At 74.2% G+C, this 14822-nt stretch carries 13 protein-coding genes; 4 read left to right on the forward strand and 9 right to left on the reverse strand.

Going from position 1 to position 14822, the window contains the following annotated elements:
* Nucleotides 1-48: 48 nt before the first annotated feature.
* From WMF33_RS00460 to WMF33_RS00485, 6 genes are all read right to left on the reverse strand, one after another.
* The gene (locus WMF33_RS00460) at nucleotides 49-897 is read right to left on the reverse strand and encodes a GNAT family N-acetyltransferase (protein WP_437335274.1); all 849 of its coding nucleotides are present in this window, start codon (nucleotides 895-897) and stop codon (nucleotides 49-51) included.
* A complete protein-coding gene (locus tag WMF33_RS00465) occupies nucleotides 894-1637 on the reverse strand; it encodes a hypothetical protein (protein WP_437335275.1) in 744 nt (247 codons plus the stop codon). Before WMF33_RS00465 ends, WMF33_RS00460 begins: the two co-directional genes overlap by 4 nt.
* A gap of 147 nt (nucleotides 1638-1784) precedes the next feature.
* Nucleotides 1785-2363 (reverse strand): hypothetical protein, encoded by a 579-nt coding sequence (locus WMF33_RS00470; protein WP_437335276.1) that lies wholly within the window; start codon nucleotides 2361-2363, stop codon nucleotides 1785-1787.
* Between the two features lie 164 nt (nucleotides 2364-2527).
* Entirely contained in the window at nucleotides 2528-2911 is a 384-nt protein-coding gene (locus tag WMF33_RS00475) for a hypothetical protein (RefSeq protein ID WP_437335277.1), read from the reverse strand.
* A gap of 9 nt (nucleotides 2912-2920) precedes the next feature.
* The gene (locus WMF33_RS00480) at nucleotides 2921-3115 is read right to left on the reverse strand and encodes a hypothetical protein (protein WP_437335278.1); all 195 of its coding nucleotides are present in this window, start codon (nucleotides 3113-3115) and stop codon (nucleotides 2921-2923) included.
* A gap of 181 nt (nucleotides 3116-3296) precedes the next feature.
* Nucleotides 3297-7046 carry a UvrD-helicase domain-containing protein gene (locus WMF33_RS00485; protein ID WP_437335279.1) on the reverse strand — a complete coding sequence of 1250 codons (3750 nt, stop codon included), beginning with the start codon at nucleotides 7044-7046 and terminating at the stop codon, nucleotides 3297-3299.
* Between the two features lie 399 nt (nucleotides 7047-7445).
* On the opposite strand from WMF33_RS00485, the gene WMF33_RS00490 reads away from it, so the two are divergent.
* The 4 genes from WMF33_RS00490 to WMF33_RS00505 are packed head-to-tail and all read left to right on the forward strand — an operon-like array spanning nucleotide 7446 to nucleotide 10945.
* Nucleotides 7446-8405 (forward strand): UbiA family prenyltransferase, encoded by a 960-nt coding sequence (locus WMF33_RS00490; protein WP_437335280.1) that lies wholly within the window; start codon nucleotides 7446-7448, stop codon nucleotides 8403-8405.
* Complete coding sequence (locus WMF33_RS00495) at nucleotides 8402-9145, forward strand: ferrochelatase (protein ID WP_437335281.1); 744 nt, start codon at nucleotides 8402-8404, stop codon at nucleotides 9143-9145. The genes WMF33_RS00490 and WMF33_RS00495 overlap by 4 nt, the downstream gene beginning before the upstream one ends.
* The gene (locus WMF33_RS00500; RefSeq protein WP_437335282.1) at nucleotides 9142-10050 is read left to right on the forward strand and encodes a prenyltransferase; all 909 of its coding nucleotides are present in this window, start codon (nucleotides 9142-9144) and stop codon (nucleotides 10048-10050) included. Before WMF33_RS00495 ends, WMF33_RS00500 begins: the two co-directional genes overlap by 4 nt.
* A 16-nt stretch (nucleotides 10051-10066) precedes the next feature.
* The gene (locus WMF33_RS00505) at nucleotides 10067-10945 is read left to right on the forward strand and encodes a lycopene cyclase domain-containing protein (RefSeq protein WP_437335283.1); all 879 of its coding nucleotides are present in this window, start codon (nucleotides 10067-10069) and stop codon (nucleotides 10943-10945) included.
* Between the two features lie 33 nt (nucleotides 10946-10978).
* Here the strand turns inward: WMF33_RS00505 and WMF33_RS00510 are convergent, their stop codons facing one another.
* The 3 genes from WMF33_RS00510 to leuD all read right to left on the reverse strand — a co-directional run bounded on the left by WMF33_RS00510 (nucleotide 10979) and on the right by leuD (nucleotide 14812).
* The gene (locus tag WMF33_RS00510) at nucleotides 10979-11917 is read right to left on the reverse strand and encodes a fibro-slime domain-containing protein (RefSeq protein WP_437335284.1); all 939 of its coding nucleotides are present in this window, start codon (nucleotides 11915-11917) and stop codon (nucleotides 10979-10981) included.
* Nucleotides 11918-12189: 272 nt separating this feature from the next.
* The gene (locus WMF33_RS00515) at nucleotides 12190-13470 is read right to left on the reverse strand and encodes a hypothetical protein (RefSeq protein WP_437335285.1); all 1281 of its coding nucleotides are present in this window, start codon (nucleotides 13468-13470) and stop codon (nucleotides 12190-12192) included.
* A gap of 724 nt (nucleotides 13471-14194) precedes the next feature.
* On the reverse strand, nucleotides 14195-14812 hold the full coding sequence (gene leuD, locus WMF33_RS00520; protein ID WP_020464811.1) for a 3-isopropylmalate dehydratase small subunit: 618 nt from the start codon (nucleotides 14810-14812) through the stop codon (nucleotides 14195-14197).
* Between the last annotated feature and the right edge of the window lie 10 nt (nucleotides 14813-14822).

Consider the following 14822-nt stretch of genomic DNA (forward strand, 5'->3'; position numbering starts at 1 on the left):
TCTTGCCGTCGATGACTCGGTGGGCCGATCTCGCCGGCCTCGCACCGGTCACGGGGCGAGTTCCTCGACGCGCTCCGCCTGCTCGGGCGGCTCGGCGATGCACGCGGTGGCGACGCGCCGGAATCCGACCCGTTCGTAGACGCGCGCGACATCGTCGTTCTGCGCAGACAGGAACACGGTGCGCATCCCGGCGTCCAGGGCGTGCCGGGCCAGGACCGCGGTGACGGCGGCGGCGAGGCCCCGGCGCCGAGCCGCAGGCAGCGTCCCGACGCCCACGATCTCGGCGACGTCCAGCGCGTGCTGGTAGCTGCCCACGCAGAGCGGCCCGGTGAGCGCGCCGCCGCGGCCCCGGGCAGCGGCGTGCACCATCGTTCCCTCGATCAGCGACGCGTGCCAGGCCGCCGCGAGTCCGGCCGGGAGCGTCGCTGCGGCGGCGTCGCGCTCGGCCGGGCCAGCAGGGCCCGCCGCGGTGCTGAGCGCGCCGAAGGCGACGTGCGCGACGGCCTGCACGGCGGCGAGATCCGGATCGTGCGCGGCGACGATCGAGAGCGCGATGTCCTCGGGCAAGGCGGCCGGGACGGGCTCGCCGCGGAGCACGAGCAGCGGGCAGCGGCGGACGTGCAGGCCCGCCGCCTCGGCGGCCGCGTCGAGCCCGGGGGTCGTCTCCAGCACCCACTCGAACGCCTCCGGGATCGAGAGCTGCCGCTGACGCGCGCGCACCGCGGCCACATCCTCGGCCGACACGGCGCCGCGAACGCCGAGGGCGGGGCGGGCATAGTAGGGCCAGCCGTCGCCGCGGCGAATGAAGAGGGTCAGCGGTCCGTGGTCCTCGGCGTCGGCACGACGGCGAGGGACGGCGTCGTAGAACCGCTCGATCTCGGCAAGGAGGGTGCTCATGGGCCGGATGATGCCACCGCGGCTGCCGGGGTGGACGCCTCCGCGGGGCGTCCCTGGAGGCGTCCGTCGGGGCCGCTGGCAGGGCTCGGACTGGCAGCGTGGCAGTCGCTCGGACAGTTGCAGTCGTTCTCCCCCGCGCCGCAGGCGCCGTCGCCGCACTTCGTGCAGAGGTGCGCGCCGAGCCCCATGGTCACGCACTTGCCATCGATGCGCTCCATCAGGGGAATGCGCGCGAGCTCCGGACAGCAGACGGTGAACGATTTGCTGGATGCCATCGCTCCCTCTCCCGAGCAGTGCGTGGCGAGCTCCGCGCACGAGCCATCGGCTTGCTGGACGTAGCCAGGCAGGCAATCGCACTGCGGCTGTCGCGGGCGCAGCACCGGCACCGTGCCGGCCGGACCTCTCGGCCCGAGCTCGACCCCGGTCTCCACCGGGGATGGCGCCGGCGCGGCGCCGCTCGGGGGCGCCGGTGCGGCGGCGCCCGGGCTCGTCGGCGGTGGGGGAGGGGACGCGATCTTGCCGTCGGGGGTCTGGGATTCGATCGGGATCCAGTCGATGACCTGTCCGCTCGGCGTGACCGTCGTGGCCACGATGTTCCGGCGGGGCGGCCGCGGCGTTCCACCTGGCGCGCAGGGGTTGTCGGCCGCCGCGCGAGAGGGAGCCGCGGGGGCCGGCTCGCCGGTGGCGCAGCCCATCACGAGGAGCAGCAGCGGGCAGAGGCGCAGGGCAGGTGCGTTCATAGGGGCATGGACCACGGGAAGCCGCTGTATCTTACGGCGCCGCGCCGCTGACCGTCATCCGTCCTGTCAGGTGTAGAGGATGTGGGCGGCAGCCTGTTCGACGCCCCGCCCGACATCGACCGAACAGGCTGACGTACGCGCGCTGCATCACTTCGCGGGGGACCGGCGCTCCACGGTCCGGGGCGCCGGCGCGCCCGTGGCGCCAGCGCCCGCATCGGCGCTGCCGGCGCCGGGCGGCATCGGCGCCGGCCGCGCTCCCTGCACGTCGGGAGCGGCGGCCGCCTCCCGCGCAGGCTCGTCCGCTTCCTGCTCGTCGGTTGCGCCAGGGAGCATCTCCACCCCCAGCCCCAGCCCCTGCTCTGCAAGCTTCCCGGCCACGTCGTCGGTGGCGCTGCCGGGCTGCACCTCGAGCACCTTCGGCGCGTGAGCGCCATCGCCCGCGTGCGCCGCGGCGCGCGCAGGATCGCCGAGGGCCGCCGCCTTGCCCGCGCCGAGCAGCGCGTCGTCGCCGAGGGCCGCCGCCTTGCCCGCGCCGAGCAGCGCATCCCCCGCGGCCGCTGGCGCGGCATGCTCCGCCGCCCCGAGGCCCTTGAGCCCAAGGCGCCCACAGTCGTCGGCGCCGCGCGCCACCATCATCCCGATGGCCGCAATGGCGGCACCGATGACCCCCAGCTTCTTCCCGCCCTCGTCGCTCGTCCCCATGCCGGCCTCCGCGCCGGCGCGCATCGTACCAGGAACGATCGCCTCCTCGCGGACATCGCCGCTTCTCGACGTCGCTCTGCCGAGGGGCCGCGATGGCTCCCGCTCCGCCCACTGCGCGCGATGGCTCCTCCGACGTGTCGCCGCCGAGCGCGCGCCTCGACGTCCCCGGGGCAACCCCGGTGAGCGCCTCAGCTGCGAACGATCGAGATCCGGGGATCCGAGAGCAGCCAGAAGTACGTGCCCACCTGAGCCGCGGCGAAGGCGAGCGCCACCGCGAGCCCGATGGGCCCGACCTCCTTGAAGACGTCGCGCCCCACCGCGGCGATCAGCCCGATGCCGATCATGGAATACGACTGAAATTGCCGCACTTTCTGCGCATGCTCGACGAGCGCGTCCCGGGCCAGGTACGGGATCACGAACCCGAGCGCCACGCCGGGCACGGTGGGCCAGTAGGACTGCGCGTACGCGGTGAGTATCGCGGCGCCCGTGAGCGCGAGGGCGAGCGCCACGACGGTGCGCACCACACCCCACTTCCCTGCGTTGGTACGGAATTGCCGCCATCGGTCGAGCATGGCGCCATCCTAGCGCAGCCGCGCCCGGAGCGCGTGCTCAGGGCGCGTGGAGGTGAGGCCCCCGGCTCCAGCGCGTGCATGAGCATCCAGCATCTTCGAATGCGGATGGATGAGCTGACCGAGGCTCCAGCCCGCAATGACGGGTTCGTGTACGTCGGTCAACAGGATGTCCTCGAGGCTGCGATCGCGGTGGATGAGATTCATCGAGCGCGCATATCGCAGCGCGTCTGCGACCTTGATACGAAGTTGAGCACCAATCCCGTGCGAGCGCCCCGCCGTGATCCGCGGAAAGCTTTCGCAGGCCTCGCGGGTAGAGCCGCATCAACCCATGCCGCCCATCGTACCACCCACGGCCTTCCCGCGATGCGCCACCCGCGGCGTCCCCTCACACCCGGAGCACCACCCCTCTCGCCCGCTCACCCGTCGCCTCGGCGATCGCCTGCACGTAAAGCCGCACCTGCGCCTCCTGGGCCGCGTGCGCCGTGCCCGCGTCCGAGCCGGTCTTGAAATCGACCACGGTCCAGACGCCCACGTCGCCCACGCTCTCCCGGAACGAGAGATCGACCACGCCCTCGGCGATCGTCCCGTCCTCGAGCCGCAGCAGCAGCGGCGTCTCCCGCTCGCACGCGCCGCGCGCCGCGCTCTCCGCCGCGCGCCGGAGCAGCGGGTGCTCGAGCGCCGCGAGCGCCGCCGCGACCGCCGCGTCGACCTCCTCGGCCGGCGCCCCGAGGAGCCGCGCCTGCGCCGCGGCCACCGTCCTCACCTCGTCCTCGCCCGCCCGGAGATCGACCTCGGCGAGCACGGCGTGCACCAGCGTCCCGAACCGCTTGCCGTAGGGCCGGCCCTCGCGCGCGATCGCGGTCTGCTCGAACGAGATCACCGGCAGCGCGTCCGCGCGCGGCGCGCCGGCCGCGCCGCTCCGCTGCTGGACCGGCCCCGCCGCGCCGGCCGCCGCCGCTGCCGCCGCTTCCGCCGCTTCCGCCGCCGCCTCGTGGCTGATCTGCGTCGCCGTTTTCACGCGGATCGCCGCCACCGCGCCGTCCCGGATCGCCCGCTGCCGCGCCTCCAGCCACACCTCGTACCCGCGCTGCCCGATCTCCCCCGCCGTCGCGCCCGCGCCCGGCGCCGCGCCTGCGCCTGCCGTCGCGCCCGCGCCCGCCGTTGCGTCCGCGCCCATCGCCGTCGCGCCCGCGCCGGCCCCGCTCGCGTCCGCCTGCAGGATCCGCTGCTGCCGGAGCCCCGCCTCCGGCTCGCGATCCAGGTCGAGCGTGCTCGGATCCCACCACACCACGTGGTGCGACCCCGCCATCGGCGCGTGCTCCCCGGGCGCCACCGCGTCGCGCTCGTCGGCCTCGCACCGCGCCGGGCGCTCCAGCACCGTGTCGGTCCCGAACGGCGGGCAGCCGAGGTCCTCGCAGCGCCGCGCGCTGCGCCGGTCGCGCGGCGCCGGGTAGAGCACCGGGTGCAGCACGTCCAGCCAGCCGTCGCTCGAGCCGTCCCCCGGGCGCGCGTCGCCCACCGCCGGCACCACGAGCAGCTCGCGCGCCCGCGTCGCCGCCACGTACGCGAGCCGCACCGCCTCCTCGCGATCGCGCCGCAGCACCTCGTCGCGGCGCTCGACGAGCTCCGCGGGCACGCAGCCCGCGAGCGGCTCCGCCCACAGCCCGAGCTCCGGATCCACGTGACGCGACGGGTGCTGGTGCACCGCCGGCGACGCCGGATCCGCCAGGATCACCACCGGGAACTCGAGCCCCTTGGCCCGGTGCACCGTCATGATCCGCACCCCCTCCGTCCCCTCCTCGACGACCGGCGCCTCCGCGACCTCCCCCCGCTCCGCGTCCGCCTCGAGCCGCTCCACGAACGCCCGGAACGACGTCGCGCCGCCCGCCTCGAACCGCCGCCCGAGATCCATCACCCGCAGCACGTTCGCGAGCGCCTGCTCCCCCGTCGGCCAGATCGCGATGCCAGCGTGCGCGCGCGTCTCGTCGAGCAGCCCGCCGATCGTGTCCGCGATCGGCCGCCGGTTGCGCTCGCGGTGCAGCCGCCCGAGCACCGCGAGCGCCTCCGCGACCTCCGACAGCGGCCGCGATCCACCCTCGACCGCGAGATCGAGCGCCGCCTCGTCGGGTCGAGCCAGCGGGTGCAGGCGATGGAACCGGTCGCGGTAGAGGAGGAGCACGTCGTCCGTCAGCGCGAACAGCGGCCCGCGCAGCGTCGCGTAGACGCTGAGCTCGTCGTCCGGCCACTCGATCGCGAGCAGCGCGCTCCGCACCGCCATCACCTCCTCGCGATCGTGGAACGACCGCCCGCCCACGAGCACGTGCGGGATCCGCCGCGCCTCGAGCGCCCGCACGTAGGCGCGGGTCGCGTCCTCGCCGAACGTCTGGAACCGCTTGAACAAGAGGCAGATGTGCCGCGCCTCGAGCGGCACCCGCTGGCCCGGGCGCTCGCGCTCGGTCACCGTCCACCGCCGCCCGCCCGCGGCGCCCCGGCCGCCGTGGATGAGGTGGTGGACGAAGGCGCCCACCGCGTCCGGGATCGACTGCCGCACCCGGAAATCGGAGATCTTCCCGAAGTCGCCGTAAGGCCGCGGCACCGGCAGCGCGATCACCGTCGGCTGCCCGACGGGGTCGTCCCGGAACGGCTCGAGCGCGACGTACCGCGCCTGGCTCGCCGCGCCCTCGCCCGATCCCCCCTGCATCAGCGGCGCGAACGCCGCGTTGACGGCCTCCTGGATCGACGGGGCGCTGCGGAAGCTCGTCGACAGGTACAGCACGCTCGCGCCGCACGCGACGAGCCGGGCCTTCGTCGCCTCGTAGAGCGCGACCTCGGCCCGGCGGAAGCGGTAGATCGACTGCTTCGGATCGCCGACGACGAAGAGCTTGCCGGGAACCGGGCGCGCCCGCATCCAGTCGGTCTCGGCCGGGTCGTCCGCCGCGAGCAGGAGCAGGATCTCCGCCTGGAGCGGGTCGGTGTCCTGGAACTCGTCGACGAAGAGGTGCGAGAAGCGGAGGTTCAGCTCCTCGCGCACGGCGCGGCTCGAGCGGAGGAGGTTCCGGGCGCAGAGGAGCAGGTCGAGGAAGTCGAGCTTGCCCGCGCGCGCCTTGAGCGCGTCGTACGCCTCGATCGGAGGCCGGAGCTCGCGCGAGAGGCAGGCCGCGAGGTCGGCGCTCGCGGCCGTGAGCACGGCGTCGAGCTCGACCTTCACCCGGTCGCGCTGCGCGAGCACCTCGGCGCGCGAGAGGTCCGCGCCGAACGCCTTGCCCGAGCCCTTCCAGCGCCACTCCTTCCAGCGCGCGAGCTCGCCGAGCTCGGCCTCGAGCCCGTCGTGATCGCGCCCGCCCGTGACCTCCTCGCGGCGGCGGAGCTCCGCGAGGTACCGGTCGATGTTCCGGAGGCTCTGCGCGAGGTAGTCGCCCTCCCGGTCGGCCTCGGCGCCGAGGTCCGCGAGCGCCGCGAGGCGGTCGAGGAGCTCGTCGATGGCGCGCTCGCGATCGAACGGATCGCGGCGCCAGGGGCGCGTGAAGTCGCGGTGCTCGGCGAGCCGCCACGCCGCGCTCCGGAGCAGGTCGCGCGGGCCCTGCGCGCCGTCGCGCGGGCGCCGGCGGAGGATCCGGCGCACGCCCTCGGGCGGGTCGTTCAGGGTGCGCTGGAACCAGGCGTCGAAGGCCTGGTCGAAGAGCGCCTCGGCCTGGTCCGCGGCGGCGACCTGGAACAGCGGGTCGACGCGCGCCTCGACCGGCCACTCGCGCAGGAGGTCGGCGCAGAACGAGTGGATGGTGCCGATGCGCGCCGCCTCGAGGTGCGCGAGCGCCTCGTCGAGCCGCGCGCGCTCCGCCGGGCCGGACGCCGCGTCGCCGCGCGCCCGCTCGATCTCGGCGCGGAGGCGCAGCTTCATCTCGCCGGCCGCCTTCTCCGTGAAGGTCACCGCGACGATGCGATCGAGCGTCCCGCCGCCCTCCTCGGGCGCCTTCCGCAGCACGGCGACGATCCGCGACACGAGCGCGGTCGTCTTGCCGGTGCCCGCGGCCGCCTCGACGACGAGCGTCGTCCGGAGGTCCTCGCGGATGCGGCGGCGGGCGGGCTCGTCCGCGAGCTCCCGCGCGCCGCGCGCCCGGGCCGCGTCGGCGCTCATGGGCGCCCCCGCCGGGGATCCGGGCGCTCGCCGGGGCCGCGCCGGCGGGGCGCGCCGGCCGGGCCCGGGGAGGGGCGGGGCGAGGGGGAGACGACGCGCCGCGCGGCGGCGCCGCCCTCGGACCGGAGAGGTCGCCCATGAAAGCGGGAAAGCATAAAAATCATTGGGCTTTCTTCGTGTCTTCCCGCCTCCGCGCCGCCGCCGCGCGAGGTCGTGCGGCGAGGCCGCCGGGGCATAAGGTGGCTCAGATCGGCGTGGAAGGAAACGCCGCACGGTGCGCGGCCGACACGCCGCGGCGTTGCCCCGGCGCGCCCGAGCGGCGAGGGTGCCGAGCCCGGGCGATCTCGTGCGGCCCATGAGCGCGCATGTTCTTGTGCTAGCAGCAGAAAGACCTGAGCCATGCGCGTCGAGTCGATGAGCCCTGGAGCGCGGTGGTGGTACGCGCTCAAGCCCGCGAGCTGGCCCAAGGTGCTCGTCCCGGCCGTATGCGGGCAGGCCGTGGGGGCGGCCGTCGCGGGCCGGCTGTCGGCGGGCGCGCTCGCCTTCGGCGCGCTGTGGATGGTCGCGGACGTCGCGTTCGTCGTGCTCCTGAACGACTGGGGCGATCGTGAGGTCGACGCCCTCAAGCGGCGCATGTTCCCGGAGGGCTGCTCGCCGAAGACCATCCCGGACGGCATCCTCCCGGCGCGTGCCCTGCTCCTCGCCGGCCTCGGCGCCGGCGCCGCCGCGCTGCTCGTCGCCTGGGGGGCCGGCGACGCGCTCGATCGCCCGCTGCTGCTCCCCCTGGCCGCGCTCGGCCTGCTCGTCTTCGCCGCGTACACGCTGCCGCCGCTCCGGCTGAACTACCGCGGCGGCGGCGAGCTCCTGGAGATGATCGGCGTGGGCGGCGTGCTCCCCGTGATGCACGCGTATGCCCAGTGCGGCGCGTGGGCACCGGCGCGGCTCGCGGCGCTCCTGCCGGGCCTGCTCGCGCTCGCGCTGGCGAGCGCCCTGGCCAGCGGGCTCTCCGACGAGCAGAGCGATCGCGCCGGCGGAAAGCGCACCGTGACCGCGCTGTTCGGCAACGCGATCACGCGTCGGGCCACGGAGGCCCTCGCCGGCCTCGGCCCGCTCCTCTGGCTCGCGGCGCCGCTCCTCGCCGCGGGCGCCCCGCCGATCGGGTCGGTCGCGCCGGCGGCGGCCGTCGCGCTCTACTTCCGGGCGCGGCTCGTCGGGAAGAGCGCGGGCGCGGTGACGAACGCCTTCGCCGCGCAGGCGGCCTACAAGCTCGAGCTGCACCGCGCGATCTGGTGGGGGACGATCGTCCTGTCGGCGGGCGTGCTCGCCGCCGGGCTGTGCGCCGGCGGGAGGCCGAGGTGACCGGCGCCCCCGTCGCGTGCGCGATCCCCGCCGAAGCGCGCGACGAGCTCGCGCAGCTCACGCCGCTGCTCGGCGCGCGTGCCTCGGTCGCGCCCGGTCGGCCGAGCGCGCCCGCCCCGGTCGCGCTGGTCGAGCAGATCGTGGGCGGCAGCGAGGACGCCGAGCGCGCGCAGGCGTTCGCCCGCGGGCTCGGCGAGGTGATCCGCGCGATCGTCGACAACTTCCCCGACAACATCTTCTGGGACCTCGATTACCTGGCGTGCTGCCTGTGGCAGGCCGGGAGCGCGCCCGCGATCGGCGACTTCGCGTGCCGCGTGGTGTCGCTCTGCGTGGGCTTCGGCAACAAGTCGAAGCTGCGCTTCCGCTACGCGCACGACTTCCTCTACGGCTACGACTGGGCCCGCTGGGTGACGCGCAAGCCGGACGAGCGGGCCGGCGTCGGGCCGTTCGATCTCGCGTTCTTCGACTACCTCGACGGCCGGCAGAAGGCGCTCGTCGAGCTCGTGGCCAGCAATGATCGCAAGTACTCGCAGCTGAACGGCCGGGAGTACCGCAACCCGTTCAGCTTCATCCGTGAGCCGCGCGAGGAGTCGCAGCTCCATTACCTGCTCGCCCAGGTGGACCTGCTCCCGCTCAAGGCGTGGCGCTTCGACGGCGAGCGCCGCTGGGACCTGCCGTTCACCGACCTGCGCGCCAAGCTGGCCGAGCGCCTCGGCCTGTCGCGGGGCGGCGGGCGATGAGCGCCCGGCCGGGGGCGCTCCGGGCCTGGCTCGCGGCGTCGCGGCTCGCCTCGCAGCCGACCATCGCGCTCCCGCTGCTGCTCGGGCAGCTGCTCGGCGCGCGGGCGGCGGGCCGCCCGCTCGACCTCGGGACGCTCGCGGCGGTCCAGCTGTTCGGCCTCCTCGACCAGCTCTTCATCGTCTACGCGAACGACGTCGCGGATCAGGAGACCGACCGCCTCAACCGGACCGCCACGCCGTTCTCGGGCGGCTCGCGCGTGCTGGTGGAGCGGCGCCTCTCGCCCCGCGCGCTCGGCGCCGCGGCCGTGGCCTGCGCCGCGGCGCTCGTGGCCGTCTCGGCGGCGCTCGCCGCGGCGGTCGGCGCGCCGCTCCTCGTGCTCCTCGCGATCGCGGCGCTCGTGCTCCTCTGGGCCTACAGCTACCCGCCGCTCCGCCTCTCGTACCGCGGGGGCGGGGCGCTGCTCCAGATGGTCGGGGTCGGCGTGGTGCTGCCGCTCTATGGGTATCTGGCGCAGGGGGGCGACCTCGGGCGGTTCCCGTTCGCGCTGCTCGCGTGCTTGCTGCCGAGCCACCTCGGCTGCGCGATCGCCACCGCGCTCCCCGACGAGCCGTCGGATCGGGAGAGCGAGAAGCGGACGCTGGCCGTGCGCGTGGGCGGGGAGCGGGCCGCGCTGTGCGTGGCGCTCCTGAACGGGCTCTCGCTGCTGCTCGCGCCGATCGGCCTGGGCGCGGTGGGCCTGCGGCCGGCGCCGGGCCTGCTCGTGCCGGCGGCGGCTACGCTCGTCGTGCTGCTGGCCCGCCCGGCGCCGCCGGGCTCGCGCCTGCTCCTGGTCCGGGTCGCGGCCGCGGGGGCGGCGACGCTGTCGCTGTTGGCCGCAACCGCCGTCGCGCTCGCCGCGCGCTGAGGAGGAGGGCGGGGCGGTGACCCACGAGTTCCTGCTGCTCTCGCTCCTCTTTCTCCTGCCGGGGATCGCCATCTGGGTGGCGCGCCCGGATCTGCGCTCGCTGATGAAGCGCGCGGCGGTCGCCTCGCTGCCGTTCGCGGCGACCGAGCGGCTGTTCTATCCGACGTACTGGACGCCCAAGTTCCTGTTCGACCTGGCCGATCGGGTCGGGTTCGGCGTCGAGGACGTGCTGTTCATCGTCGGGCTCAGCGCGTTCTCCTCCACCGCGTACGCCGTGGCGTTCCGCCGCGCGCTGGTGCCTTGCGCCGCGCCGGGCGCGCCGTGGCGGACCCGACCGGGGTTGGCGGCGGCGCGGACCCGACCTGGGTTGGCGGCGGCGGCGCAGGCCCGACCGGGGTTGGCGGCGGCGGCGCGGACCCGACCGGGGTTGGCGGCGGCGCAGGCCCGACCGGGGTTGCGGGCGGCGGCGGGGTTGCGGGCGGCGGCGCGACCGTGGTTGCGGGCGGCGGCGGGGGTCGCGCTCGCGCTCGCGACGGCCGGGGCGCTCCTCGCGGCCGGGGTGCCCGTCCTCTACGCCGCGGTGGCGGCGATGATCGCGGTCACCGCGGCGCTCGTCGGAGCGCGCCGCGATCTGCTCGTGCCAGGCCTGCTCGGAGCTCTCCTGTCGGCGGCCCTCTACCTCGGCCTGTGCCTCGCCTTCGGGGCGCTCGTGCCCGGCGTGTTCGAGCGCACCTGGCGGCCCAGCGTGCTGCTGCCGGGTCGGACGCTCCTCGGCGTGCCGGTCGACGAGATCCTCTACGGGCTCGGCGCGGGCCTCGCGGCCACGGTGTTCCCGGCGTGGGCCTTCGAGCTCAGGTACGCAAAGGCGCCGCGCCCCGACCGACCAGCGGGCTGACCCGGAGACGCGCCCCTCCGCGCCGCGGGCGGCTCAATCGATGGCTTCGACGCACTCGATGTTGAGCGCGGTCTCCAGCAGGAAGACCGAGGCCACGAAGTTTCGCTCGGCGTAGAAGACCTTGAGCTTGTGGGACGACCCGGGCTTCAGGTGGAGCGCATCGGCCCACGCGTCCAGACGGACGATTCCCCCGTTCACCCCGTCGCTCACGGAGTGCTCGGCCACGATCGTGTCGTCGACGGATATCCAGACGTCGTCGCTCGATTCGTAGGAGAACGAGCTCCCCTGCGCGTAGATGAACGGCACCTCGAACTCGACGGTGAAGCCGAAGTTGTGCGCGTAACCCTCGTTGCCGAAGCCGCGGCCATCGACGTAATAGAAGCTCCGGTTGCCCAGCTGTCCGCGGCCGTTCCGGATATCGAGGTGGATGAGCTGGTGGAGCGTCTTGTTGACGGCCGGATCGTCCTGGAACCACTCGTCGAAGCTGTCGCCCGCGCTGGCGCCTTGCTCGGGCGGGTTCGCGACGACCGGCTTGCCGTTCTGGAGCTCGGTCTCGGGCTCGAATTTCTTCCCGCCGGTGGTCTGAGAAGGGCCGAAATCTTGATGTTTTTCGGAGAAGTCGCGCACGGTCATGGGGAAGCTCGCCGTGCAGAGGCTCGCGTCGCGGGGAGGCGGTTTGGCCGAGGCGGTGCCGCCGTCGCCGTCGTCGATGAAGGCGTCGGCACCGGCGCTGCCGCCGCCGCCGTCGTCGTCCTCGGGCGGACCGCCGCCGACGTTCGGCGTCTCGCTGCCGATCTCCTGGTCCGATGGATCGGGCGTCTCGACGTGCGAGGCATCCTCGTTGCGACGGCCGATGGAGGCGGTCTGGAGGGGGCACCCCGCGAGCGGCAGCGCCGCGCACGAGAGGAGCACCAGGGCCAGGGGCCGTCGAAAGGCCGGGCAGAAAGATGCTTCTGGGTGGGCCAGGGTCATGGAGCCGCCTCCTGCTCCCCTGGATGCGGTCGGGCCTGGTTGCCCTTCGCGAAATCGTACCGGCCGGCGTCATTCCAAGAGGGCGCGGCCGCGCCAGGCCGCCGCGGCGCCCGCTCGGACCGCTGATGCGCCAAAAGCGTCGCAGGGGTGGAATCTCCCACGGCGTTTTTGGCGCTTTTCTTCATCGGAGCGATGATGCTCCAGGGTGCGGGCGACGTTGGCGCGTTGCCGACACCTCCCGTGGCCGCGAGGGAGCGCTCGCGCCCGCCGCGTCACGGCAGCATCAGGACACACTCGGTCCGGCAGACCGGGGGTGAGCCGCCGCCGGCCGGCTCCTCGCAGATGGTCCGCTTGATCGCCTCGGGGGGGCAGATGGAGCCCTCCACGCACGTGGTCCAGCACTCGCCGGGGTACGCGGCATCGTCCATGCCGGTGCCGGTGCTGCCTGCGCCGGAGCAGACCTTCTGCTCGAGGGTGCCCGGCGGGCAGTAGGGCTCCACCGGGATGCACTCGGTCCGGCAGCCGCCACCGGGGTACGGGCTGGCGCCGCCGCCGTAGCCGGTGCCGCTGCTGCCGCTCGTGCCGGGGAAGCTGTCCTCGCAGACGGTCTGCGGGATGGTGTCCGGCGGGCAGTGGGGCTCCGCGGGCACGCACTCGATGAAGCAGCCGCCCCAGGCGCCGCCGCTGCCGTAACCCGTGCCGGCGCTGACGGTCGTCTCGGGGATGCCGTCGTAGCAGATCTCCTGCGCTTGCGTGCCCGGCGGGCAGTAGGGCTCCACGGGCACGCAGTCGGTCCTGCAATCGCCGGGGTCCGGCGGGGTTGTGACCCCGCCGGACCCGCCGGTGCCCTCCCAGGCGCCAGCGTCGCCAGCGCCAGTATAGCCGCCGGAGCCGCCGACGCCGACGCTGCTGCTGACGGCGACGGTGGTGCCACCGCAGACGGTCTGCGCCTGCGTGCCCGGCGGGCAGTAGGGCTCGACGGGCACGCAGTCGGTCCAGCACTCATCGGGAGGCATCGGCATGGCGACGCCGCCGTCCATGCCGCCAGCGCCGCCGACACCGACGCTGCTGCCGGTCCAGCCGCCGGAGCCGACGGTGGCAGTCGTGGGGGTGACGCCGCCGCTGCACGCGGTCTGCTCGATGGTGCCGGGCGGGCAGAGCGGCTGCGGCGGCACGCAGTCGGTCCAGCACTCATCAGGAGGCATCGGCATGGCGACGCCGCCGTCCATGCCGCCCTGGCCCGCGGAGGTGGTGATGCTGGTGCTGCCGGCGCCGCAAAAGGTCTGCTGGCTCCATCCAGGAGGACAGACTTTATCGGGCACACACTGGTCTTCGCACACATCGCCGATCTCGCACGGGGAACAGACCGTCTCCCAGTGGAAGCCAGGCCCACAGTCGGGCTCGGGCGGCGTCGTTGGCACGTCCGCGGAGCCACAGCCCTGCCCCTTTGCGCCGGTGAGCACCACCAGCGCAGAGAGCGCGACGAGCCCCTGGAGCGAGGAGCGAGCGGTCGACGAACGCAAGATAAGAGAAGAGAAGAATGCGAATCGCATGGGGATACTCCGTCCTGCGCGCCTGTGAGAGACACGCGATCAAGGAACGATGGCGCTGCGCTGCGGCATGCGGAGCGCTGCTGCTCCGCGGCTCCTCAGCGCCAGTCCGAGAGCTCGAGGGGAGATAGAGCACTGGACATGCCACGCCGGTTCGGCTGCTCGGCGACACCTTCCAGCCGGCCGGAGCGCGGCGTGAGGCGGGGAGTTCTGGGGTTGCGAGAGGGGTGGGCTGGCCTGTGTGTCAACGCCGAGCGTGGTAGGGCCACAGTGTGACGGACGGAGCTGGAAGCGTGCCATGTTGGGCCAGATGCGCCGGCGGGCATTCTGCGGAGCGACCCGACCCAGGTTGCGGCGGCGACCCGGCGAGGCGACCCGACCCAGGTTGCGGCGACCCCGGCGACCCGACCCAGGTTGCGGCGGCGACCTGTGAGGTGCCCGACCCAGGTTGAGGTGCCCGGACCCTGGAGCGACCCGACCCAGGTTGAGGTGCTCGGCGGCAACCTGGCCCAGCGACCCGACCCAGGTTGAGGTGCTTGGCGGCAACCTGGCCCAGCGACCCGACCCAGGTTGAGGTGCTCGAGGTTGAGGTGCTCGAGGTTGAGGTGCTCGACCCAGGTTGAGGTGCTCGGGTTGAGGTGCCCGCAGGTTGAGGTGCTCGACCTGCTTTCAGCTTGAGGTGCTTTGCCGGCGAGCCGCCAGCGCGGCGGCGCCGGTCGAGCGCGGGCTACTGCGCGGCGGCGCGCTGCACGTACGGCAGCCGTGCCGCCACCTTCTGGACCTCCTCGGCGCCCTCGAGCAGCTGCGCGATCGGATCCCACGTGCCCCGGAGCAGCGACTCGCGCGCCCCCGGCTTGATGGTGAACGGCACCGCGAGATCGCCCCCCGCCCGCACGACCTGCTCCTGCAGGTCCACCGTGACGAGCGTCGACGGATCGGCGTTCACGCGCGCCGCGAGCGCGGCGCGGTGCTCGCGGCTCACCGACACGCAGGGGATGCCCAGCGTCGTCGAGTTGCCGAAGAAGATCTCGGCGAAGCTCTCAGCGACGACCGCCTTGAACCCCGCCTTGGCGATCGACTGCGGCGCGTGCTCGCGCGACGACCCGCAGCCGAAGTTGCGGTCGGCGATCAGGATCGTGGCCCCCGCGAACCGCGGGTCGTTCAGCGGGTGCTCCCGCTTCTCGCCGCGCTCGTCGAAGCGCACGTCCCGGAAGAGGTGCTCGCCGATGCCGTCGAAGGTGACGCACTTGAGGAAGCGCGCCGGGATGATGCGGTCCGTATCGATGTCGTCCCCCGGAACATGAACGGCGCGACCGGTGACGGTTTGGATCAAGTCGAGTGCCATGGAAATCTCC

It is taken from the genome of Sorangium sp. So ce394 (genome assembly GCF_051474665.1).
GTDB lineage: Bacteria > Myxococcota_A > Polyangia > Polyangiales > Polyangiaceae > Sorangium > Sorangium cellulosum_D.

What these genes read in the sequence shown, in the direction of transcription:
- WMF33_RS00460 (WP_437335274.1), bottom strand. Translation starts at nt 897, where the DNA reads ATGAGCACCCTCCTTGCCGAGATCGAGCGGTTCTACGACGCCGTCCCT.
- WMF33_RS00475 (WP_437335277.1), bottom strand. Translation starts at nt 2,911, where the DNA reads ATGCTCGACCGATGGCGGCAATTCCGTACCAACGCAGGGAAGTGGGGT.
- WMF33_RS00485 (WP_437335279.1), bottom strand. Translation starts at nt 7,046, where the DNA reads ATGAGCGCCGACGCGGCCCGGGCGCGCGGCGCGCGGGAGCTCGCGGAC.
- WMF33_RS00510 (WP_437335284.1), bottom strand. Translation starts at nt 11,917, where the DNA reads ATGACCCTGGCCCACCCAGAAGCATCTTTCTGCCCGGCCTTTCGACGG.
- WMF33_RS00470 (WP_437335276.1), bottom strand. Translation starts at nt 2,363, where the DNA reads ATGCGCGCCGGCGCGGAGGCCGGCATGGGGACGAGCGACGAGGGCGGG.
- WMF33_RS00490 (WP_437335280.1), top strand. Translation starts at nt 7,446, where the DNA reads ATGCGCGTCGAGTCGATGAGCCCTGGAGCGCGGTGGTGGTACGCGCTC.
- WMF33_RS00515 (WP_437335285.1), bottom strand. Translation starts at nt 13,470, where the DNA reads ATGCGATTCGCATTCTTCTCTTCTCTTATCTTGCGTTCGTCGACCGCT.
- WMF33_RS00465 (WP_437335275.1), bottom strand. Translation starts at nt 1,637, where the DNA reads ATGAACGCACCTGCCCTGCGCCTCTGCCCGCTGCTGCTCCTCGTGATG.
- WMF33_RS00500 (WP_437335282.1), top strand. Translation starts at nt 9,142, where the DNA reads ATGAGCGCCCGGCCGGGGGCGCTCCGGGCCTGGCTCGCGGCGTCGCGG.
- leuD (WP_020464811.1), bottom strand. Translation starts at nt 14,812, where the DNA reads ATGGCACTCGACTTGATCCAAACCGTCACCGGTCGCGCCGTTCATGTT.
- WMF33_RS00480 (WP_437335278.1), bottom strand. Translation starts at nt 3,115, where the DNA reads ATGAATCTCATCCACCGCGATCGCAGCCTCGAGGACATCCTGTTGACC.